The 20769-nt window shown below is 40.6% G+C and carries 21 protein-coding genes; 3 read left to right on the top strand and 18 right to left on the bottom strand.

From position 1 onward, the window contains the following. Positions 1 to 24: 24 nt before the first annotated feature. The 11 genes from trmB to BLU33_RS22630 form a co-directional block, all read right to left on the bottom strand. Complete coding sequence (trmB, locus tag BLU33_RS22680) at positions 25 to 684, bottom strand: tRNA (guanosine(46)-N7)-methyltransferase TrmB (protein WP_091378803.1); 660 nt, start codon at positions 682 to 684, stop codon at positions 25 to 27. A gap of 87 nt (positions 685 to 771) precedes the next feature. Next, entirely contained in the window at positions 772 to 1182 is a 411-nt protein-coding gene (locus BLU33_RS22675) for a hypothetical protein (protein WP_091378800.1), read from the bottom strand. 5 nt (positions 1183 to 1187) lie between these two features. Beyond that, entirely contained in the window at positions 1188 to 1526 is a 339-nt protein-coding gene (locus BLU33_RS22670) for a phage holin family protein (RefSeq protein WP_091378796.1), read from the bottom strand. Positions 1527 to 1581: 55 nt separating this feature from the next. Continuing rightward, positions 1582 to 1848: a YtxH domain-containing protein gene (locus tag BLU33_RS22665; protein WP_091378794.1), complete on the bottom strand. Its 267-nt coding sequence runs from the start codon at positions 1846 to 1848 to the stop codon at positions 1582 to 1584. A 162-nt stretch (positions 1849 to 2010) separates the two neighbouring features. Beyond that, complete coding sequence (locus BLU33_RS22660; RefSeq protein ID WP_091378791.1) at positions 2011 to 3054, bottom strand: AI-2E family transporter; 1044 nt, start codon at positions 3052 to 3054, stop codon at positions 2011 to 2013. Positions 3055 to 3124: 70 nt separating this feature from the next. After that, positions 3125 to 3349, bottom strand: a complete 225-nt coding sequence (locus BLU33_RS22655; RefSeq protein WP_091378788.1) for a hypothetical protein — start codon at positions 3347 to 3349, stop codon at positions 3125 to 3127. Continuing rightward, the gene (locus tag BLU33_RS22650; protein ID WP_091378785.1) at positions 3350 to 4771 is read right to left on the bottom strand and encodes a sigma-54-dependent transcriptional regulator; all 1422 of its coding nucleotides are present in this window, start codon (positions 4769 to 4771) and stop codon (positions 3350 to 3352) included. Between the two features lie 95 nt (positions 4772 to 4866). After that, the gene (locus tag BLU33_RS22645; RefSeq protein WP_157682323.1) at positions 4867 to 5442 is read right to left on the bottom strand and encodes a hypothetical protein; all 576 of its coding nucleotides are present in this window, start codon (positions 5440 to 5442) and stop codon (positions 4867 to 4869) included. Between the two features lie 275 nt (positions 5443 to 5717). Continuing rightward, positions 5718 to 6311, bottom strand: coding sequence for an outer membrane beta-barrel protein (locus tag BLU33_RS22640; protein WP_091378778.1), 594 nt, complete (start codon positions 6309 to 6311; stop codon positions 5718 to 5720). Positions 6312 to 6481: 170 nt separating this feature from the next. Next, entirely contained in the window at positions 6482 to 7264 is a 783-nt protein-coding gene (locus BLU33_RS22635; RefSeq protein ID WP_091378776.1) for an enoyl-CoA hydratase/isomerase family protein, read from the bottom strand. A gap of 4 nt (positions 7265 to 7268) precedes the next feature. Further along, a complete protein-coding gene (locus BLU33_RS22630) occupies positions 7269 to 7688 on the bottom strand; it encodes a cobalamin B12-binding domain-containing protein (RefSeq protein WP_091378773.1) in 420 nt (139 codons plus the stop codon). A gap of 340 nt (positions 7689 to 8028) precedes the next feature. On the opposite strand from BLU33_RS22630, the gene BLU33_RS22625 reads away from it, so the two are divergent. Beyond that, positions 8029 to 9687 (top strand): glutamine--tRNA ligase/YqeY domain fusion protein, encoded by a 1659-nt coding sequence (locus BLU33_RS22625; protein WP_091378769.1) that lies wholly within the window; start codon positions 8029 to 8031, stop codon positions 9685 to 9687. Between the two features lie 75 nt (positions 9688 to 9762). On the opposite strand, the gene BLU33_RS22620 is transcribed toward BLU33_RS22625, so the two are convergent. The 3 genes from BLU33_RS22620 to BLU33_RS22610 form a co-directional block, all read right to left on the bottom strand. Continuing rightward, positions 9763 to 10737 carry a glycosyl transferase family 90 gene (locus BLU33_RS22620; protein ID WP_091378767.1) on the bottom strand — a complete coding sequence of 325 codons (975 nt, stop codon included), beginning with the start codon at positions 10735 to 10737 and terminating at the stop codon, positions 9763 to 9765. Positions 10738 to 10844: 107 nt separating this feature from the next. Continuing rightward, a complete protein-coding gene (locus BLU33_RS22615) occupies positions 10845 to 11996 on the bottom strand; it encodes a glycosyltransferase family 4 protein (protein WP_091378763.1) in 1152 nt (383 codons plus the stop codon). A gap of 230 nt (positions 11997 to 12226) precedes the next feature. Next, complete coding sequence (locus tag BLU33_RS22610) at positions 12227 to 13534, bottom strand: amidohydrolase (protein ID WP_091378760.1); 1308 nt, start codon at positions 13532 to 13534, stop codon at positions 12227 to 12229. Positions 13535 to 13673: 139 nt separating this feature from the next. Here BLU33_RS22610 and BLU33_RS22605 point away from each other — a divergent pair, with 139 nt between their 5' ends. Together BLU33_RS22605 and BLU33_RS22600 are read left to right on the top strand one after the other, a co-directional pair. Continuing rightward, positions 13674 to 14108 carry a VOC family protein gene (locus BLU33_RS22605; protein ID WP_091380921.1) on the top strand — a complete coding sequence of 145 codons (435 nt, stop codon included), beginning with the start codon at positions 13674 to 13676 and terminating at the stop codon, positions 14106 to 14108. A 242-nt stretch (positions 14109 to 14350) separates the two neighbouring features. Further along, a complete protein-coding gene (locus tag BLU33_RS22600) occupies positions 14351 to 15208 on the top strand; it encodes a hypothetical protein (protein WP_091378757.1) in 858 nt (285 codons plus the stop codon). Between the two features lie 88 nt (positions 15209 to 15296). Here BLU33_RS22600 and BLU33_RS22595 read toward each other — a convergent pair whose 3' ends face one another. The 4 genes from BLU33_RS22595 to ffh form a co-directional block, all read right to left on the bottom strand. Next, positions 15297 to 16835, bottom strand: a complete 1539-nt coding sequence (locus BLU33_RS22595) for a YifB family Mg chelatase-like AAA ATPase (RefSeq protein WP_091378754.1) — start codon at positions 16833 to 16835, stop codon at positions 15297 to 15299. 80 nt (positions 16836 to 16915) lie between these two features. Further along, the gene (locus BLU33_RS22590) at positions 16916 to 17314 is read right to left on the bottom strand and encodes a protease inhibitor I42 family protein (protein WP_091378751.1); all 399 of its coding nucleotides are present in this window, start codon (positions 17312 to 17314) and stop codon (positions 16916 to 16918) included. Between the two features lie 387 nt (positions 17315 to 17701). Next, complete coding sequence (locus tag BLU33_RS22580; protein WP_091378746.1) at positions 17702 to 19279, bottom strand: M1 family metallopeptidase; 1578 nt, start codon at positions 19277 to 19279, stop codon at positions 17702 to 17704. Positions 19280 to 19383: 104 nt separating this feature from the next. After that, on the bottom strand, positions 19384 to 20712 hold the full coding sequence (ffh, locus tag BLU33_RS22575; protein ID WP_091378743.1) for a signal recognition particle protein: 1329 nt from the start codon (positions 20710 to 20712) through the stop codon (positions 19384 to 19386). Between the last annotated feature and the right edge of the window lie 57 nt (positions 20713 to 20769).

Here is a 20769-nt window from a genome sequence, read left to right as displayed (position 1 = left end):
TGGGAGACGCAAAGTATTCCGTCTCTACAATGGATTTGTAAATGAGAACTTAAGGTAATTAATATTCTTATTATCCTTTAAATATTTTTTCTCGTAATATGTTTTTATCGATAGCACTTCATCGGCAAATTCGGAGTGATACAGGTCTTCTGTTTTTATGTGCAGCTCCAATTTCAGCTCGTCAATTTTTTCGGCAGTGTAGGCGTGCAGGGGATCATTATCTGTTTTCAGGTTGATGTAGCCGCCCGGCCTTACTATATGCTTATATTTATCTAAAAAGCGGGGAGAGGTAAGCCGTTTCTTTTCACGGCTCAACTGCGGTTGTGGGTCGGGGAACGTGATCCAGATCTCGTCAACCTCTTCAGGGGCAAAGTAATCCAGTATATTTTCTATCTGTATGCGTAAAAAGGCTACGTTATTAACACCTTCCTCCAACGCTGTTTTAGCGCCGCGCCAAATGCGGTTACCTTTATAATCAATTCCAATAAAATTTTTATTGGGAAACAGGCGGGCCAGGTTTACAGTGTATTCGCCTTTACCACAGGCCAGTTCCAGTACTACAGGGTTGTTGTTTTTAAATTGAGTAATGCCCCATTGGCCTTTTAGTTCCTTGCCTGCATCCAGCTGCAAAACATTACTAAACGTATCTATTTCGGCAAATCGCCGTAATTTATCTTTTCCCACTTGCAAAAATTAAGGCACAAAAATAGTTTTATGCCATTTATAAAAGCGAAAATTTATAGAAGAAATAATAATGAAATTAACAGAGGACTATAAACTGTAAGGATAGTGTTCCTTGGCATAGGTACGTTTTTTGGTAAAAAGTGCTTTTACCTTATCAAAAATGCCTACTACCGACTCTTCATTAACATACCCTGATGCCTTTTGAGAAACCAGGCCAACCAGCGCCTTTATTAAGAAACCAGAGTGTTTGAATATCGTTTTGTTTAGCGTGATAGGGATTAAAAAGCGCGATAATATGCTTACAAAATCCTGGTTAAAAATACTGGATTTATTTTCGCCAGTATTGGGTGATTTTGGAAATAATGAAAACAGGGTTGAAAATATAGCCGCCGGACTATTAAAACGCTCTGCAATAGCCTCGCCCTGCACTTTTTCCACTCCCTTAAGCCTGATTATCTCCTGCCTTAAATCCCAGCTGTTTTTAATAGGTTCGTCCATTATAATTATTTAAATATCTTTTGAATAATAGCGTTAATAACCGGCCGTTCAAGGCTTTTTCTGTTATACTTAACAACAAGGGCGATAATCAAATACATTAGTGCAACGCATCCGAAGCCTTCCCAGTCTGAATTAAATAAATAGGCCAAAAAAAAGGCCAAAGTTATACTGGCAAATATGAAAGCCAATAGCATACAAAATATTACCACAACATCAGCTATAATACTGGCTGCTACAGATGTACCTCCCTCAATTGCCCTGTATTTAGCCAGTTTAACATAGGTTTCGGCATATTCCTTCAGCTGATCAATAATAGGTGGCTGAGCTTCTTTTTTGTCTTCCATATAATTTATTTATTATCCCGGGTTAAAATAATATTTAACCCGGGATATGTAAAATTTATGCGTGTTCAAGGTCGTCCTGATACTCTAACTCGGCACCCTTTAACTTTGTTTTTATATTTTCAACAACCTTATCTTTTAACCCAACAAGATTATCAATTTCAGCAGCTGCGGTATCTTTTATGGAATCACCAAGATTTTTTAATGATTCGGTAAGCTTGTCACGGGTTTCACTGCCTTTTTCGGGTGCAAATAACAGCCCCAATGCTGCCCCTGCTGCCAGCCCGGCAAGCAGTGCAATTACTACTTTTGAGTTATCGTTCATAATTATTATAATTTTTATGTTGACTAATTGTTTGTATAACGACTAAATATGTTGCCAAGTATTATTTATAAGACAATTTGTCTTACGCTTGCTACTATATTTTTGTTTCCTTCAATTTACTTTATTTATCGTGTACAAACAAACATTTATTCTTTTTTACAGCTATGTGTCAGTAGTTGTTCTCATACGTTCCAGTCTGTCAGCTGCTAATCTGTTAGTTTCATAAATTTCGAGCAGCAACAAAAAGTACGATAACAATACAGGCCCAAAAACCAGGCCTAAAATTCCAAAAAGGGGTAAACCTATAAAAACACCTATAACAGATATAATGGGGTGGGTATTGCCAACACGCTTGTTAATAATTACCCTCAGCACATTATCAACATTGCCAATAAACAGCAAGCCGTAGGCTAATAACAATATCCCCTTAAATGTATGTCCCTCTGCCATTATAATAATCCCGGCAGGTATACAAAGGGTAGGCGCGCCCACAACAGGTAAAAATGACATGAACGAACCGATAACGCCCCAAAATATTGGGTCGGGTATTTCAAAGGCGTAAAAGCCCAGTGCAAGTAATGACCCTTGTGTAATTGCTATTAAACCTTGCCCCAGCACATTTGAATAGGTTGAATTACGCATAGCAGTAGCAAACTTTAAGGTATGCTGCTCGCGAAATGGCGCGTATTTTAGTAGCCCGGCTTCAAACTCTATTCTTTGAGTAAGCATAAAATACAGCAGAAAGTACAATACCAGCAATGTTAATATAATACCGGCCGCGCTGCCCAATATGGACGGGAACAGATCCGCAGCATAGGTGCCGAGTTTTTGTAAAGATGTTTCGGCAAAATGCGGCTGACTTAAATTTCTTGCTGCAAAATCATCAACCTGGGCAGTCCATTCATGTATAGGGAAAGTGCTCTTATTAATACTGGCTATTTTGCCGATCACCATGAAGCTTAGTGAAAGGAAAGGAATAACGATAACTATTATTGAACTGACGATGATGAGCAATGCAACCATTGTTTTATTCCACTTCTTTTTTTCGGCAAAGTATATATAACCGGGCCTGAAAATGGTGAACAGTACAATAGCGCCAAGTATTGCACTAAAAAGGCTACTCAATGCATAAAGTAGAAAACAGCCCAGCGCTATTATGGTTGCTAATATTATATTATTACGTTGCTTATAATTGAAGATTGACATTTAGGATTTATAGCTATATCGATAAACAAAAAAAAAGTAAAAAGTTTTTAGCAAAACTCAATAAACCCCTTTACTTTTTGCCGTCAAGATCATCTTTTAGCAGCGAGGTCATTTTTTCACAGCTTGTAGCTATCGTATCCATATAAAATTTGCAATCGGCGTTTGCAATATCCTGGATTTCAAAGCGTAATTGTTCAATAGCCAGCTGAATGTTTGATAGCTGATTTCTTATATCGTGCTTTAACGCTTTTATGTTATCGGGCCGGGAATCCGTAACTTTCGGTATCTGTTTCATTTATTTAAGATTGATGGCCTTCATTTTATTGTATAAGGTTTTCCGGTCAATCTTTAATATCTCGGCGGCTTTGGTTTTGTTAAAATTAACTTCCTTTAGTACTCTTAAAATAGTTTCAAACTCAGCCTCAAGCGCTGCATTTTTAAGGTCGTGCCTGTTTTCTTTTATTTCAGGCACTTCGGAAGTATGGGTATTAATATGGTTGTTATAGTCAAAAGACATCATCCTGTTTGATATTTCAAGCGGGAGTGCTTTCATGGTTATTTCATTTCCCTCGGCAAGTAAAGTTGCTCTTCTGATAACATTCTTCAGCTCGCGAATGTTTCCCGGCCAGCGGTAATTCATAAAGCAATCTATAACCTCGGGTGCGAAGGTCGTTACATTGCGGCTTAGCTCCTGGTTGGCTATTATTAAAAAATGATTAGCAAGTAATATAATATCATTCCCACGATCGCGCAGGGGCGGCATGTATATGCTAAACTCATTAAAGCGATGGTAAAGATCTTCCCTGAACCTGCCTTTTTGTATGCTTTCCTGCAGGTTTTCGTTGGTTGCAACAATTATGCGTACATCCAGATCAATCTCTTTGGTGCTGCCTATCCTTTTTACTTTTCTTTCCTGTACGGTACGCAACAAGGCGGCCTGTATATCATAGGATAGATTGCCCACCTCATCCAGAAACAAGGTGCCGCCGTTTGCCATTTCAAAGTGGCCAATTTTGGTATATAAGGCTCCTGTAAATGATCCTTTTTCGTGGCCAAAAAACTCACTCGCGGCAAGCTCCTTGGTAAGCGAGCCACAGTCCATAGCTATAAAAGGGTGGTTATGCCGCGGACTGTTCTGGTGGATGCTTTTTGCAACGGCTTCCTTTCCGGTACCGCTATCGCCAATTATAATTACGCTGTAATTAGTGGGTGCTACCAGGTCAATCTGGCGTATTATTTCTTTTGATGCCCTGCTGGTACCAAATACAAACTCGCCTGTTGAAGTATTTTTTTTATGTTCTTTTGATTTAGATGCGATAATGGGTTCATTATCCTGCTCATCATCAAGCAAGGCATATTGGGTTTCAATAGCCTTGTTTATTGTATTTAATATTTCATCGGGATATAACGGCTTGGTGATATAATCATAGGCGCCCATTTTTATGAGCTCCACAGCCATTTTAATATCAGAATAACCTGTAATAATTATTACCCCTGTTTTTGGGTATTGATTCTTAATGTTTTTAAGCATTTCACGGCCATCCGTATCTTCCAGCCTAAAATCGCATAGCACCAGGGTGAAATCCTCATTTTTGAGGTATTCCATAGCAGTAGTGCCATTTGATGCTGTTTTTACTTCAAACCCATTACGCGTTAAAAACTTTGACAGCAACAGCGCAATGTTTACTTCATCATCAATGATGAGGATCTTCTTCATACCAGCAAACTGTTAACAGGGTAAATGTATTAAACTGTTAAGATACACAAATTTGCTAAATACAATAGATTTTTTACGAAAATCAATAAACTATATTATAGATTAAGCGAGTAGGCTACGCGTACGGCAAACATATTGTTGTATGCACCATCGCCATAAAAACTCTGGGTGCGCTCATATCTTACGCCGCCATCAATATAATTATGATGATGTAACTTAAATACTATACCCATTTGCGGTGCATAAGTAAATGCGTTAGTGTTTAGCGCATAAATAGCCGATTTGTTTATTAAAAGACTTTCACCTGCTTCAGCCTGTATATAAAATCCCCTGATCAAAAAGTATTTAAGACCAATTTTTACAGGTAACAGGTTCATATTGGCCACTTTCACATTTAATATTGCTTCGGGGTTTGAGCCGATATTATTGTTATTAGGGAAAAAAGAAAGATAACCAAGATTACCAGTAAAATACAGCTTTTCCGTTAATGGCACATCAACCTGTAAAGAGGCACCTACACCGAAATTATACGAGTTGCTTAAATTACCATTAGGGAAACCGCCATCAATACCAAGGCTTATGCGGGTAGTATCAGGAATGGCAACGTTTTGGGCTTTTGCACCTAATGTAAAACCTATAAATGCTATTAATAAGTAAATGCTTTTTTTCAAAGTGATCTTCATTTTATGTGTGAATTGACTGTGTTAGAACGTACAATAAATTAACAACGTATATGGGTGTAAAAATTTATTCGTACAGTTTTTGTGCAAAGCTAATATCCGTTTTGATTTTTAATTGCTTTGAAGCCATAAATATTGTAAAATATTTGAGGCATAAAGTGTTAATTAACGTTAATTGTTAAAAATATGGCTTGTAGAACCCTGTAAAACAAAAAAGGACACTGGTAAACCAGTGTCCTTTTTCAAAAATTAAATCAAGTTATGTATTAAAAACCATAGGCTACACGCAGGCCAAAGAAATTAACTTTGCTGTTATCAACATCACTATTGAATTTAGTGCTTGCTTCATAACGTACGCCTGCATCAATGTAATTTTTACCACCTAACTGGAACTGGTAACCAACCTGAGGTGCATAAACAAAAGCTGCTGTTTTATTGAAACCAACATCTGATTTGTTTAAAGCGAATGCTGCACCTGCTTCACCTTGTATGTAGAAATTACTTACAGGGAAGAATTTTAAACCAGCTTTAACCGGTAATAACTGAATGTTAGTTGGTGAAAAAGTTGCACCATCAACGATAACATTGTTTTTACCCTGGATGCTGTTATAACCAGCGTTAACTGTTACAAATAATTGATTTGCAACCGGGATATCGGCTTGTACCGAACCACCAATGTTAAAGTTATAGCTGTCTGATAATTTACCGGTAGGAATACCTGCATCAACACCGATGCTAAAGCGAACACCGTTTGCTGTTGTAGTTGAGGTAGAAGTAGGGGTAGTAGTTTGAGCTTTTGCGCTGAATGTAAATGCTGCGAAAGCTAATGCAATTGCTGAAATTTTTAATGAATTTTTCATGACTATATGTATTATTTAGTATATGTGTTTTGTTAAACACAGAACAAAGTAACGCATGAAATCATATACAATTTTTCATCCGAATGTCACGATTATTCAATCGATTGATTAACAGCAAGATAAAATCTGACTAAACGAGTACTTTAGTCAGTTAACTGGTTTAGCAAGGTCTAATTACCCTTAAATTCGGGCTTTCTTTTTTGCAGGAATGCTGAAACGCCCTCCTGAAGATCATTTGTACCGAAGCATTTCCCAAATTCATCTATCTCAGTATCAAAGCCATTTACTGCCGGATCAGTGGCTGCATTTATTGCTTTTATGGCCGATGCAATGGCCAGTGGAGCGCGTAATAATATCTTGTTTAATATTTCTTCTGCTTTGGTTAACAGACTATCCTGACTTACCGTATGGTTTACCAAACCGAACTCATAGGCTTCTGGAGCGGTTATCATATCGGCAGTCATGATCATTTCAAGTGCTTTGCCTTTACCCACTAAACGAGTTAGCCTTTGCGTACCGCCATAACCAGGGATAAGCCCCAAAGTAACTTCGGGCAAACCCATTTTAGCACTATCTGATGCAATACGGATATGACAGGCCATAGCCAATTCCAAGCCGCCACCTAAAGCAAACCCGTTAACCGCTGCAATAACAGGTTTGTTGCCATGCTCTATCAGGTTAAAAACTTTGGTCTGGCCTTCGCGGGCTAGTTCTGTTCCTTTGTCTACACCCAGTGAGGCAAATTCAGAAATATCGGCTCCTGCTACAAATGCCTTTTGGCCGGCTCCGGTTATAATTATACCGCCAACCTGTATATTGGCAAACGCTTCGGTAATAGCCGTATGCAGTTCGGCAAGGGTTGCCTTATTTAAAGCGTTTAGCTTGCTTTCGCGGTTAATGATTATATATTGAATACGCTCTTTGTATTCAATCAACAGATTTTCAAATGCCATATGCTTAGAAATTGCGGTGCTTATGCACCCATCCGGTAATATATTCAACAATATCGTGTGTGTTGGTGCCCGGCGGGAAAAGCTCGCCTACGCCCAAACCTTTTAAGGTGTCCATATCCTCTGATGGAATGATCCCACCACCGGTAACCAGCACATCATCCATGCCTTTTTCCTTTATCAGGTTGATGATCTTGGGGAAAACGGTCATGTGTGCACCTGAGAGTATAGAAATGCCGATAGCGTCCACATCTTCCTGCAGGGCGGTATTCACCACCATTTCGGGAGTTTGGCGCAGGCCGGTGTAAATCACTTCCATACCTGCATCACGCAGGGAGGTGGCTATAATACGTGCGCCGCGGTCATGCCCATCGAGCCCAACCTTAGCAACCAAAACACGAATAGGGCGATTAAAGGTATTACTCATGTAAAACCGTGGTTTATTTAGGGGTAAAAGTAGGAAGAATTATTGAGGTTAGTACAAGTGACAAAACAGGAGGGTCATGCTGAGGCACTCGAAGCATGCGGGCAAAGGCCTTTACGCTTACCCTTCGAGTGCCTCAGGGTGACCCCACGCACTGAAGTTCCGCGTTAGGGATGGCAGCGCCCTTCGAATACGCTCAGGGTGACACGCACATTTATGCAATATGATCCGCTATCCAGCGGGCCGGGTCCGCTGAACAGCAGGAACGCCCATAATATCCCGGGCGTAAACCTTTCCGCTTTAGCCTTTCGCCTTTAAGCTTATTTCCCTATTTTTGCACCTTATGAGCGAAGAAAGATCATTAAATTTTCTGGAAGAAATAGTTGAAGAAGATATACGTAACGGCAAGAACGGCGGCAGGGTATTAACCCGTTTCCCGCCGGAGCCTAACGGGTACCTGCATATAGGCCACGCCAAATCCATTTGCTTAAATTTTGGCCTTGCGCTAAAATACAATGGCCAAACTAACCTGCGTTTTGATGACACCAACCCCGCTAAAGAAGAAGTGGAATATGTTGACAGCATTAAAACCGATGTTAAATGGCTGGGCTTTGAATGGGCCAATGAACTGTATGCATCTGATTATTTCGACCGGATCTATAACTTCGCTGTAACGCTGATCAAGAAAGGTTTGGCTTATGTTGATGATAGTTCGCCTGAAGAAATATCGGCACAAAAGGGTACGCCAACCGAACCGGGCACGCCTAATGCTTACCGTAGTCGCACTATAGAGGAGAATTTGCTTTTGTTTGAAGAGATGAAAGCCGGCAAATATCCCGATGGGGCTAAAGTATTACGTGCTAAGATTGATCTGGCTTCGCCGAATATGCATTTGCGCGACCCGCTGATGTACCGTATCAAGCATACGCACCACCACCGTACCGGTAACGACTGGTGCATATATCCAATGTATGACTTCGCGCATGGTGAATCAGATGCTATTGAAGAAATAACCCACTCTATCTGTACCCTGGAGTTTATACCGCACAGGCCATTGTACGAGTGGTTTATTGAGCAACTGGAGCTATTCCCATCAAAACAATACGAATTTGCCCGTTTAAACATGACCTATACCGTTATGAGCAAGCGGAAGCTGCTGCAACTGGTTGAGGAAGGCCATGTAGAAGATTGGGATGATCCACGCATGCCTACCATCAGCGGTTTACGCCGCCGTGGGTATACACCGCATTCCATTCGTGAGTTTTGTGAGCGCATTGGCGTGGCCAAGCGCGAGAACATGATAGATGTAAGTTTGCTGGAGTTCTGTATCCGTGAGGATCTGAACAAAACCGCGTGGCGTCGTATGGCAGTTCTTGACCCGATAAAGTTAGTGCTTACCGATTACCCGGCAGATAAAACCGAGATCATGTTCGGTGAAAACAATCCTGAGGTTGAAGGTGGCGATGGGGGCAGAGAGTTCCCGTTCAGCAACGAGCTGTGGATAGAACGCGAGGATTTTATGGAAGAGCCGCCTAAAAAGTTCTTCCGCCTTGGTGTTGGCCTGATGGTACGCCTAAAAAACGCTTACATTGTTAAATGCGAGAGCTTTGTAAAGGATGCCAACGGTAATGTAACCGAAATACATTGCACACATATTGCCAATTCAAAATCAGGTGGCGATACCAGCGGCATTAACGTAAAGGGTACTATTCACTGGGTGAGTGTACCGCATGCTAAAACTGCTGAGGTTCGTTTATACGATCGCTTGTTCCAGGTGGAAGACCCATCAAACGAGGATGGTGATTTTAAGGATTACCTGAACCCTAACAGTCTGCACGTTATAAAAACAGCCTACATTGAACCCGAGCTGGCCAAAGCTGAATTAGGTGTTGGCTACCAGTTTATGCGCAAAGGATATTTTACTTTAGATAAACACTCTACCGCCGATAAGCTGGTATTTAACCGCACTGTTACTTTAAAGGACGGCTGGGTTAAGAAATAAGATTTATTTATAATTTATAAACCAGAAAAGCCATGCACGTTGCATGGCTTTTCTGGTTTTAGGCGTTCAATGTTTCTATATCGAAATCCTGTCTATCTGCCCTGTACTATAAAAGTATTTTTCTAAAACAAGCAACGACACCAGGTCTTCTTTACGCTTATTAATAAACTGTTTTACATAGGCATTTGCATTATCTACGATCTGCTGCGCCTGCTGCGGGTTGTTGATGTAATAATTAAGCTTTTCTTCAAGGTCGGTATAATCATCATTGATCTGTATATAATGATGATCCCCTATAAGCCGCCCCTCCATAAACCAGGTTTCATATTTAGGCTTGGGCATTACAGCTATAGAATTTGACGACATGATCCATTTTAAATTAGTTGCTACATCATTCCCTTCCAGGCTAAGGATAAACTTATAGTCGAGGTGGGCGACAATAGATATTTTTGACTTAAGCCACTGGGGCCGGTCGGTCTTTTTATTTACCTCGCCCAGGTCGCATAGCGGGTTATTAAAATACATATCCATAAACCGTATGCGGTGCGGCTGCCGGATAATACCCCGGCCTATTAGCAGGTCCTTTTTATCGGCGAAAGGTTTCCTATCTTTTATAAAAAGGAAATGTCGCTTTTTATCCAGTTTTAGCAATATCGCGTTAGCGTTATCACCATCTATGGGCCTGCTTTTTTGTATGGATGGCAAATTGGCTGAATAAGTAATGTCGCCGAAAAGGAGATTTACTTTCAGCCTTTCGTTAAAATAACGGGAGTATTCGTACGTATCAAAATTGTATGCCTTTGGATGTTTGAATATTTGTATATTTTGTAACTCAATGGCGCCTTCGCCAATACTTACCGGCTTTCCCAGTTTATTATAATAATTCACCCTGTCGGCTAGTTCAGTTATATCATAATTGTTTATAGCGGCAAGTTTGCTTTTGAGTGCGCTTTTATAGAATCTGCCAGGAATAGCTTGCCGTAAGAAGCTATGGGTATAATAAAGAATTTTATTTTTTCGGATGATTAGCTTTAAATTCTGGAATCCCATTATCAAGGCTTTGTAGGTGTATTACAAACTGCTAAATTAAGACTATAAGCACAATAACCTGTAAATGTAAAGAAATTGTGAGAAAGAATACTTTATGGCGTTTAACCTTACCTGTTTAACAGTATGCAGGTAACGTATTTCTTTGCTATTTTATTCCAGTTGAATGTTTGGGGCGACTGGGTATAGGCATTTTCGGAGAACTCGTTTAACTTTTCTTTATTATTACAAACATCAGCTATAACCGTTGCAATACCTGCTGGCGTTAGTTCATCTATTACCCAGCCAAATTGCTCTTTTTTAACAATTTCAGCAAGGTTCGTTCCTTTTGAAATCAGTACAGGCATACCATAGCTCAAAGCTTCAATTACGCCGGTTGGCATCCCTTCCCACCGGGAGGTATGTACAAATAACTGATGTGCTGTGTATAGCTCTTCTTTTTCTGTTTGTTTATAAACCGGGGCCTTAATGGTCACGCTTGCTGTTAGGTTAAGCTTGGTTATCAGCTGATGCAAATACCTTTGCGCTTCCTCCGTAAATTGGGGGCCAATCAATGTTAATTCTACTTCAGCATCTTTAAGGTATGTCATGCTTTTTATTAACAGATCAAGGCCTTTATGCAAAGGATCCAATCTGCCCATGAACAACAATTTCAACTTTTGATGCGGACCGGCATTTTGATGATCATATATTGAGCTGCTGATCTTTCCTTCCGGAAAGCCGTTTAAGAGTGTATAACATGGTTTTGATGAATACTTTTTAATAAAGTTTTCTTCCTGGCTACCATGAATAAAAAAATAATCTATCTGCTTTAAGTAAGCCTTTTCATAAAGAAAAAGGAATATCTTTTTTTTTAGATAGTTCCGCTTAAATGTGTAATCATGATAACCGCCCTGAGGGGTTACACACAGCTGGATATTTAATGCTTTTACCAATTTGCTGAGGCCAATATTTATCGGCGTAAAAACACTGTGCAGATTAACGCAAATGATGGAATCCCTATCCCAAATTAATTTATTTTTCAAATCCTCCGGAACTGTAAAGTGATGCAGGTTTGCTTTAAAATGAACGTAAAAGGGATAATTGTTCTGATCAAGTTCGGTACTTAATCCCCAGAGCTCACAGCTGTAACCTAGCTTATTGGTGTAAACGGCAATGTTTTCGATGACGTTGTATGCCCCGTTCACCCTGTCAGTAGCGAAATTGGCAATGATTACAATTTTCTTTGTATCACAAGTATTTCTTAAGCTTTCATCCACCATATGTTATGTAGTAGTAATGGCTATGGATTTTATTACCAAATCACCTAATGTAAAAACAAATATGTAGGTATTCAAAAACAGATCACTGTAAGACAACAGTTAAAATGAAAATGATAGGGCATACTTTCAATCTTTTTATGGTTTGGGTTAAATGGTGGTGGACTTGGCCATTGAATGCACAAGTCAGTCTTGCACTGTCTATCGCACAAGACTTGCGCTAAAAGAAGCGCTTATTTGCTATTCATGGTCATATAATCCAGTGTTAAATTGCACATAGCCTTAACACCCAGTGGGAACGCGCTTTCATCTATAAAAAAATCAGGAGAATGGTTTACTGGTACGGTTGCCGCATCGCCACCTTTTGGCATCCCGCCTAAAAATATAAAAAGACCGGGGGCCTTATTGGCAAAAAAGCTAAAATCTTCCGAACCCGTTAAGGCAGGGCCAGCAATTACATTATCTGTACCGGCAACCCCTTGCAGCGTAGGCAACATTTGCGCGGTAAGCTGCGGGTTATTATACGTAACGGGGTAATGCGACTCATATGGAATAGTTGCCTCCGCAGTAGCGCCTTCAGCCTCAGCGGTTTTGGTTACAATTTGTTTTACCCTGCTAATGAGCAACTGTTCGTCCTTAGCGCTAAAGGTGCGCAACGTGCCCAGCATTTCCACTTTTTCGGGGATGATATTAGAGCGGTTGCCGCCCTTTATAGCACCTATGGTTACCACAGCAGGGTTTTGCGTAAGATTTACGTTTCGGCTTACAATGGTTTGCAGGTTGTTAATTATTTGTGCCGAAACTACAATCGGATCAACACCAGCCCAAGGCTGCGAGCCATGAGATGATTTACCTGTCACCACGATCTTCATATCGTTTACACCCGCCATTGCCCCGCCAGAGTGGTAGGTGATAGTACCCACCGGCATAAATGAAAAAATATGCATCCCAAACACCACATCAACCTTGGGGTTTTCCATCACGCCCTCCTTTACCATTTCTTCGGCACCGCCAACTTCACCCGTCGGCACACCTTCTTCGGCTGGTTGAAAAATGAATTTTACCGTTCCATGCAGTTCGCTTTTCATGGATGATAATATTTTGGCCACCCCCATCAGCATAGCCATGTGCGAATCATGTCCGCAGGCGTGCATTACACCAACTTGCTCCCCTTTATACATAGTTGTTACTTTTGACGCAAAAGGCACTGGTGTACGTTCGGTTACCGGCAAGGCATCCATGTCAGATCGCAGTGCTATTACCGGACCGGGTTTGCCGCCCTTTAAAATGCCTACTACGCCTGTGGTTGCTATTCCTGTTTTAACTTCCAATCCCAGCGAGCGCAGGTAATCAGCAACAATGCCCGAGGTGCGTACTTCGCGGTTACCCAATTCAGGATGTTCATGAAAATCCCGCCGCCAGGCAACTACCTGGCTTTGCAGCGAATCGGCTTTTTTGTTAACTATATCCTTAAAGGGATTGGTTTGTGCAAAAACCGGCAGGGTAACGGCACAACAAAGCGTGAGCAACAGGTTTTTCATGTTGAGGGATTTTTTACTAAATATAAAAATAATGGATGGTTTTATATAGTTTCATAACTACATGCTTAGCTGGTCCGTAGACAGGAGTTTATGGACAGCGGGGGGAATAAGAAAAATCAACAATGTAAAAATAGAAATTATGAGAACAATTAATCCCTGGATCAACTTCAACGGCAATGCCGAGGAAGCATTCACTTTTTACAAATCTGTTTTTGGCGGAGAGTTCACAAAGATCATTCGTTTCAAGGACCTATCAAGCGCTGAATTTCCTATAGCAGAAGATGATGCAAACAAAATAATGCACATTGCTTTGCCTATTGGCAAACACAATGTATTAATAGCCAATGATGTTCCCGGATTTATGGGACGAGTAAGTGAAAACGAAAACAGGTCGAAAATATATATTAGTACAGAAAGCCGTGAAGAAGCAGACAAAATATTTAACGGATTATCAGCAGGCGGAGATCTCGAAGGGCCGATTGGCGACAGTCCCTGGGGTACATACGGTGGAATGTTTAGAGATAAATATGGTATTGAATGGATTGTGGAATTTGACCCCAATTATAACGGGTAAATTTATCGAAGAAAAACGAACGCCTCTATGGTCTACTATGCCTGTAACTACGGGCATAGTTTTTTTATCTAACATTTACTGTAGTTGGCTGAATAGAAACTGTTAACTATCTAACCTACAGCAACATTGCGCAGCGGTATGTAGTTACAAACTACATGTTTAGCTAATCCGTGGACAGGCGTCTACGGACAGCGTGAGAATATTAATTTTTATATGTTATTTTTAATATCTTAAATCACAAAATGAATATTTTCGGTGGAATTGTAGTTTATGTCGGTTCTTGGGCTACCTTGATCGCTGGAATATGGACTCTCTTTGACAAAATATCAAATGTTACGTCGCCAGACTTTAATGCAAAAGTTACATTATGGATTCAGAATATAAATTTTAACACTGGAAATATTCATACAAACCAAGTGTTATTTGGTTTTTTTACAAGGTTTTTTGGGGAAAAGCAATTTTCTTTGAAATCTGTTTACAGAAGTGCTTTATATACTATTTTCACGTTTTTACTTTGTGTTTTAAATTATTATTTCCAAAGTATCATTTGGAATCGCCATGAAGAAAAAGTTGATTTTTATTCCGGAAGCATCTATTTTTTTTACATGTTGTTTCAAGATTATTTCGCTTTGTTTAAAACTCGAGCAATTTTAAAACTTTCTAAAAAGAGTAGAAACATTTTTTTTATTATAGCACTTGATCTGTTTTCAACCATTATTATATTGTTGATTTCCATATTTTTCATGTCCTTATTCGTTACATATCTCGACGACAGGCCTTTAACAAATGTTAAGTTTAGTTATATTGAACAGGATTTTTGGCTCAATTACATCATATTTATAAAAGGAGGGATATTGACGTTTGATCGTTCATTCTTATTTTTTTATACAATATTTCTCGGAACATTGTGGGTTATTTTTATTCAATTAACAGGATTATTTACAAAAATATTTTCCCAAATTTTCAAATATTTCAATTTATTTAAGTCAATAATTGACATCCAGCAACAACCTATAAAATCTTTAGGGGCTATATCAATTTTAGGAATAACATTTATGTATGCTTTGGGCTTACCAATATATCTTTTAATCCATAAATAAGCGAGCCGTTTGTTATACATTATAAGGTGCAACCCTACCGCTGTTCGTCGTTTCCAACTACGAACTACTATATTCAGAGAATCAGTCTCTACCCGGCCCAGCCTTCCCGATCCAAACTTCTGAAATGTATAGCCTCGGCCAGATGTTCCAGTTTTATTTCCTCACTACCGGCAAGATCGGCTATGGTACGTGATACTTTCAAAATCCTGTCATATGCCCGGGCAGATAAACCCAATTTTTCCATCGCTTTTTTTAACAGTGTTTGCCCGGCGAGATCTATTTTACAGATATCCCTTACCATTTGCGGGCTCATTTGTGAGTTGGCATGCAGATCGGGTTTATCACCAAAGCGTTCTATCTGTATATTCCGGGCAGCAATTACCCGCTCGCGGATCAGCTCGCTTTTTTCAGCAAGGCGATCTGATGCTAATTCATTAAAGTTAACCGGTGTAACCTCCACATGCAGGTCGATACGATCCAACAGCGGACCGGATATTTTACTCATATATTTCTGCACAGCTCCGGGCGGGCAGGTACATTCCTTTTCAGGGTGATTGTAATAACCGCAAGGGCAGGGGTTCATACTGGTTACCAGCATAAAGCTGCAGGGGTAATCCACCGAGAAACGGGCTCGGGAAATGGTTACCTTCCGTTCTTCCAATGGCTGGCGCATAACCTCCAATACGCTGCGTTTAAATTCAGGCAGTTCATCCAGGAACAATACGCCGTTATGTGCCAATGATATCTCACCCGGTTGCGGATTACTACCTCCGCCCACCAAAGCAACATCTGATATGGTATGATGCGGAGAACGGAATGGGCGAACGGTCACCAATGCATCTGCGGCGGCCAGTTTACCTGCAACAGAATGGATCTTGGTGGTTTCTAATGATTCATACAAACTCAGCGGCGGTAAAATGGATGGCAGCCTTCGCGCCAGCATAGTTTTACCGGCTCCCGGCGGACCGATCAGGATCACATTATGCCCGCCTGCGGCAGCTATTTCCAGCGCGCGTTTTATATTTTCCTGGCCTTTTACTTCGCTAAAGTCGCTGTCGTAATTGCAAAGGCTGTCGTAAAACTCTTCGCGGGTATTTACAATTTCACGGGTAAGCTGCATATCGCCATTAAAAAAGCCTGCTACCTCTTTTATGCTTTCAACACCATACACCTCCAGATCGTTTACAATGGCTGCTTCGCGCGCATTTTGTTTGGGGAGTATAAAACCCTTAAAGCCATCCTTTCGTGCCTGTATGGCTATGGGAAGCGCTCCTTTTATGGGTTGTAGACCGCCATCAAGAGACAGCTCGCCCATTATTAAATACTTGTCGAGGTTTTCTGTTTCTATTTGGCCCGATGCAGCCAGTACGCCGGTTACAATGGTAAGGTCATAGGCTGAGCCTTCCTTGCGGATATCGGCAGGGGCCATGTTTACTACTACCTGCTGCCGGGGCATCCGGAAACCACAGTTACGCAATGCCGATTCAATACGGAAATAGCTTTCCTTAATGGCATTATCGGGCAGGCCCACAATAAAAAATTTTGTGCCGGCAGCAATGTTCACTTCAACTGTAATGGTTATTGCCTCGATGCCAAAAACCGCGCTGCCAAATGTTTTAACTAACACTAATGATAAAGTTTATTCGAAGCGTAAGTTATATATTTTTTTTGAGGGACGAAATAAAACATGAGGCTGCTACATGCCCGCTACTTTACTACAATATTATCGTTGAACATGGTTACCGTGTAGCTTTGCGTGGCGGTAAGCTTTAAAATGCTTGTGCCACTTTGCAGCGAGGTAAATTGCCACGTATCGGTACCAAAATCACCGATAGCCTGTGAGTTAGCAGGAGCCGTGTGCGTATGGCTATCCAAATGCAGAACGGTGGAATTATATTGCCATGCATTATATGTAAACCCTCCATCGCCAGGATTTGATACGGTTATCGCTATAGTTTGTCCTTTTACTACCGACAATGTTTTGCCGGTATCTGCAACTGAAAGCCTTAGGGCAGGCTGTTGAGAATTATTATCTTTTTTGCATGATGCCAGCGAAATTGTGGCTATCGTAAATAAAAATAATGCTGTTTTGTAAAGGTTCTTCATGGTTTAGTGGTTGTTTTAACCATATAACGAACCTGTAGAACTAAACGCTACAAAAAACAAGTCTATTTTGGCTTTCCCTTCAATAGCCACTTATTTTTCATGCATTTATGGCATCTGTACCTTTTAAAAGGAAGGCCTAATAAAAAGGCCTTTACCAAACGCCCTCTCGGTATTCGTTCCAGGTCAGCCATTTCTCCCTTGCCGCAGGGGCACGACGGCTCTTTATATAGTTTTTGGATATTATCGGATATCATATATCACCTGTTCAATGTAAAACAAAGAGGTTAACATCTCACAAAATGATTTATAACTGGTAGTTAAACAAATATAGCTATAAAGCTGAATATCAATATTAAGTTTTTGCTAAATTATACAGGTTAAACACACTTAATTTTGTTCATTTACCTCAAATCCTGCCAATAAATCCACATCCGGGTCCATTTTAATGGTTTTGGGCTTTACATGGGCTGCAATAGTGATCGTTGTATCCTTATTTCTTATATAGATAGTATAAGTTTCTTTCCCGATGACATATGTTAACGGAAACTCAAACAGCTTATCCTGCTTTTGAGTTATCTGAATACTTATAGCTTTTTTATCAGCATCATATTTCCAATTAACGCTCAGTTCCGGGTGACCGGATGTATATAGCCACTGTTTAAAGAATGGCTCCAGGTTTTGCCCGCTAACCTGTTCCATTACCAGCCTCAGATCTGTTGTATTAGCATTAACGCCTTCTTCTTTTGCATAATAAGCACGTATACCTTTCCAAAACAGGGTATCGCCTAATTTTCTGCGCAGCATATGCAGTACCCAACCACCTTTTTCATAGCTGTTGGCATTCAGTAGCTGCACATAATTATCCTTAACCGCGCTATCAATAACAGGCGTGAGCCTTTCGCGCTCAAATTTTATTACTTTTCGGCGGTCGGCCATTTCGCGTTTTTTAAGCGTATCAATTCCGTATTTATGTTCGAGGTAGCAATTGGTCATATAGGTGGCAAAACCTTCACTCAGCCATAAATTTTGCCAGCTTTTTTCGGTAACCGCGTCGCCAAACCATTGGTGGGCAATTTCATGCGCCATTAGCTCCTCATCATATCTTAGTCCTATCAGCTTTTCATCATAAAATATAGCACTGGAGTTTTCCATGCCGCCATATATGGTTTTTGATTGTACGTTAGCCAGCTTTTTAAATTCATACGGACCAATTTTGCCGATGTAATACGCTAATATCTCAGGTGCGTAAGCATAGCTTTTAAAACCCACCTCTTTATTCTCGGGGAAAACATAGCTATAAACGGGGATGCCGTTAACTGTGCCCGATTGCTCAATGGCAAAATCAGCAACGCCTATTACCATAACTTTTGTTGGCAGGGGAACAGTTTCTTTCCAGTGTGTAAGTTTAGTATGATTAGCCAGCTGCTTTTCTTCAATCTTTAAGCCGTTTGATACCACCTGGTAATGATCGGGGGCGGTAACCATAAAATCGAGCGAGGCCTTGTCCGACAGATAATCGGCACATGGTAGCCAGTTATGCGCGCGATTGGGCCAGTTATCCCCAAAAAATGTCCGTTTACCAAATTTATTGGTTGATATGATCAATCCATCAACCGGTACGCCCTGGTAATTGATAGTATAGGTATGCGTAGTATTTATTTTTGCAGATGAGAATATACTTACGATATCACTATCCTGTGCAAAACTTAAATTCTTGCCACTTTCAGTAACCGAGGATACCAGCATGCCTTTGCCCGTATTATTTTTCTTAACCAGGTTTAACTGCACCTGCGACACATTCTTCAAAAATTTAATGGTAACAGCAGCCTGCCCTTTTATAGTATCGTTATCATCATTTAGTTTTATGGAGAAGCTGTAATGCTGTACATCAATGCCGGGGAAGGTTGTTTGTGCAAAAACAGATGTCGCAATAAACACACAGCTAATTATTAAAGTAATTCTCATGAGCTAATATAATAATGTTGGTCAGTACTCTTGTTATACACAGGAGCCCTCAATTCAAGAATCAAGGGCTCCAATTTTATAATTCCCCTTTAGGGGTTAGGGGCTTACATCTTCGGCATACGGCGCATCATGCTGGCCATGGCTGCCGGGTTGCTCATTTGTTTCATTACCTTACGCATATCATCAAACTGCTTTATCAGGCGGTTCACTTCGGCAAGGTCGGTACCTGAACCTTTGGCTATACGGTTACGCCTGCTTTGGTTAATGGTATCAGGATTTTCCTTTTCGTGTGGTGTCATGGATTGTATGATGGCCTCAATTGCTTTAAAGGCATCGTCATCCACCTCCACGTTCTTCATCATTTTGCCTACGCCCGGTATCATGCCCATCAGATCTTTCATGTTACCCATTTTTTTGATCTGCTGTATCTGGCTGTAAAAATCATTGAAGTCGAATTTATTTTTGCGGATCTTTTTCTGTAGTTCCGCGGCTTCTTTTTCATCAAACTGCTGTTGCGCACGTTCAACCAAGGATACCACGTCACCCATGCCCAATATCCTTGATGCCATACGATCAGGGTGGAAAACGTCAAGCGCTTCCATCTTTTCGCCGGTACCAATAAATTTGATCGGCTTGTTAACAACCGATTTTATAGATAAAGCGGCACCACCACGGGTATCACCATCCAATTTGGTTAAAACAACGCCGGTAAAGTCCAAACGGTCATTGAAAACTTTAGCTGTATTAACCGCATCCTGACCGGTCATGGAATCAACCACGAACAAGATCTCATGTGGTTTAACAGCATCCTTTACCTGCTCAATCTCGAGCATCATGGCCTCATCAATTGATAAACGGCCGGCGGTATCAATGATCACCACATTGTGGCCATTTTGTTTGGCTAAAGCAATACCTTCTTTTGCTATCGCGATAGGGTCTTTTGATTCACGGTTTGAGTAAACCGGTACGCCTATCTGCTCACCTAATACTTCCAGCTGATCAATAGCCGCGGGGCGGTAAATATCATCAGCAACCAGTAATGGCTTTTTATTTTTTTGTGTTTTAAGGAAATTGGCCAGCTTACCGGTAAAGGTTGTTTTACCAGCACCGTTCAAACCTGCAATTAATATGATGGTTGGTGTTGAGGGGAAATTAAGCTCGGCGGTGCTGCCACCCATTAACTGGGTAAGCTCATCATTCATGATCTTGGTGAGCAACTGGCCCGGCGAAATGGAGGTTAATACATTTTCGCCCATTGCCTTTTGGCGCACCTCATCAGTAAATGCTTTGGCTGTTTTATAGTTTACGTCGGCATCCAGAAGGGCTTTGCGTATTTCCTTCATGGTTTCAGCCACGTTTATTTCAGTAATTGTACCCTGACCCTTCAGTACTTTAAATGCCCTGTCGAGTTTATCCGAAAGATTTTCAAACATTATTATAACCCTCTTTAATCCTTATTTTGAGGTTACAAAGTTATGATTTTGAAACGA

The organism is Mucilaginibacter mallensis (assembly GCF_900105165.1).
In the GTDB taxonomy this organism is placed as follows: Bacteria; Bacteroidota; Bacteroidia; order Sphingobacteriales; family Sphingobacteriaceae; genus Mucilaginibacter; species Mucilaginibacter mallensis.
This window is presented reverse-complemented; position numbering and strand designations above follow the sequence as displayed.

Coding starts and splice junctions, on each gene's coding strand:
- BLU33_RS22675 (WP_091378800.1), bottom strand. CDS start 1,182: ATGGACGAACCTATTAAAAACAGCTGGGATTTAAGGCAGGAGATAATC.
- BLU33_RS22670 (WP_091378796.1), bottom strand. CDS start 1,526: ATGGAAGACAAAAAAGAAGCTCAGCCACCTATTATTGATCAGCTGAAG.
- BLU33_RS22665 (WP_091378794.1), bottom strand. CDS start 1,848: ATGAACGATAACTCAAAAGTAGTAATTGCACTGCTTGCCGGGCTGGCA.
- BLU33_RS22660 (WP_091378791.1), bottom strand. CDS start 3,054: ATGTCAATCTTCAATTATAAGCAACGTAATAATATAATATTAGCAACC.
- BLU33_RS22655 (WP_091378788.1), bottom strand. CDS start 3,349: ATGAAACAGATACCGAAAGTTACGGATTCCCGGCCCGATAACATAAAA.
- BLU33_RS22650 (WP_091378785.1), bottom strand. CDS start 4,771: ATGAAGAAGATCCTCATCATTGATGATGAAGTAAACATTGCGCTGTTG.
- BLU33_RS22640 (WP_091378778.1), bottom strand. CDS start 6,311: ATGAAAAATTCATTAAAAATTTCAGCAATTGCATTAGCTTTCGCAGCA.
- BLU33_RS22635 (WP_091378776.1), bottom strand. CDS start 7,264: ATGGCATTTGAAAATCTGTTGATTGAATACAAAGAGCGTATTCAATAT.
- BLU33_RS22630 (WP_091378773.1), bottom strand. CDS start 7,688: ATGAGTAATACCTTTAATCGCCCTATTCGTGTTTTGGTTGCTAAGGTT.
- BLU33_RS22625 (WP_091378769.1), top strand. CDS start 8,029: ATGAGCGAAGAAAGATCATTAAATTTTCTGGAAGAAATAGTTGAAGAA.
- BLU33_RS22620 (WP_091378767.1), bottom strand. CDS start 10,737: ATGGGATTCCAGAATTTAAAGCTAATCATCCGAAAAAATAAAATTCTT.
- BLU33_RS22615 (WP_091378763.1), bottom strand. CDS start 11,996: ATGGTGGATGAAAGCTTAAGAAATACTTGTGATACAAAGAAAATTGTA.
- BLU33_RS22610 (WP_091378760.1), bottom strand. CDS start 13,534: ATGAAAAACCTGTTGCTCACGCTTTGTTGTGCCGTTACCCTGCCGGTT.
- BLU33_RS22605 (WP_091380921.1), top strand. CDS start 13,674: ATGAGAACAATTAATCCCTGGATCAACTTCAACGGCAATGCCGAGGAA.
- BLU33_RS22600 (WP_091378757.1), top strand. CDS start 14,351: ATGAATATTTTCGGTGGAATTGTAGTTTATGTCGGTTCTTGGGCTACC.
- BLU33_RS22590 (WP_091378751.1), bottom strand. CDS start 17,314: ATGAAGAACCTTTACAAAACAGCATTATTTTTATTTACGATAGCCACA.
- BLU33_RS22580 (WP_091378746.1), bottom strand. CDS start 19,279: ATGAGAATTACTTTAATAATTAGCTGTGTGTTTATTGCGACATCTGTT.
- ffh (WP_091378743.1), bottom strand. CDS start 20,712: ATGTTTGAAAATCTTTCGGATAAACTCGACAGGGCATTTAAAGTACTG.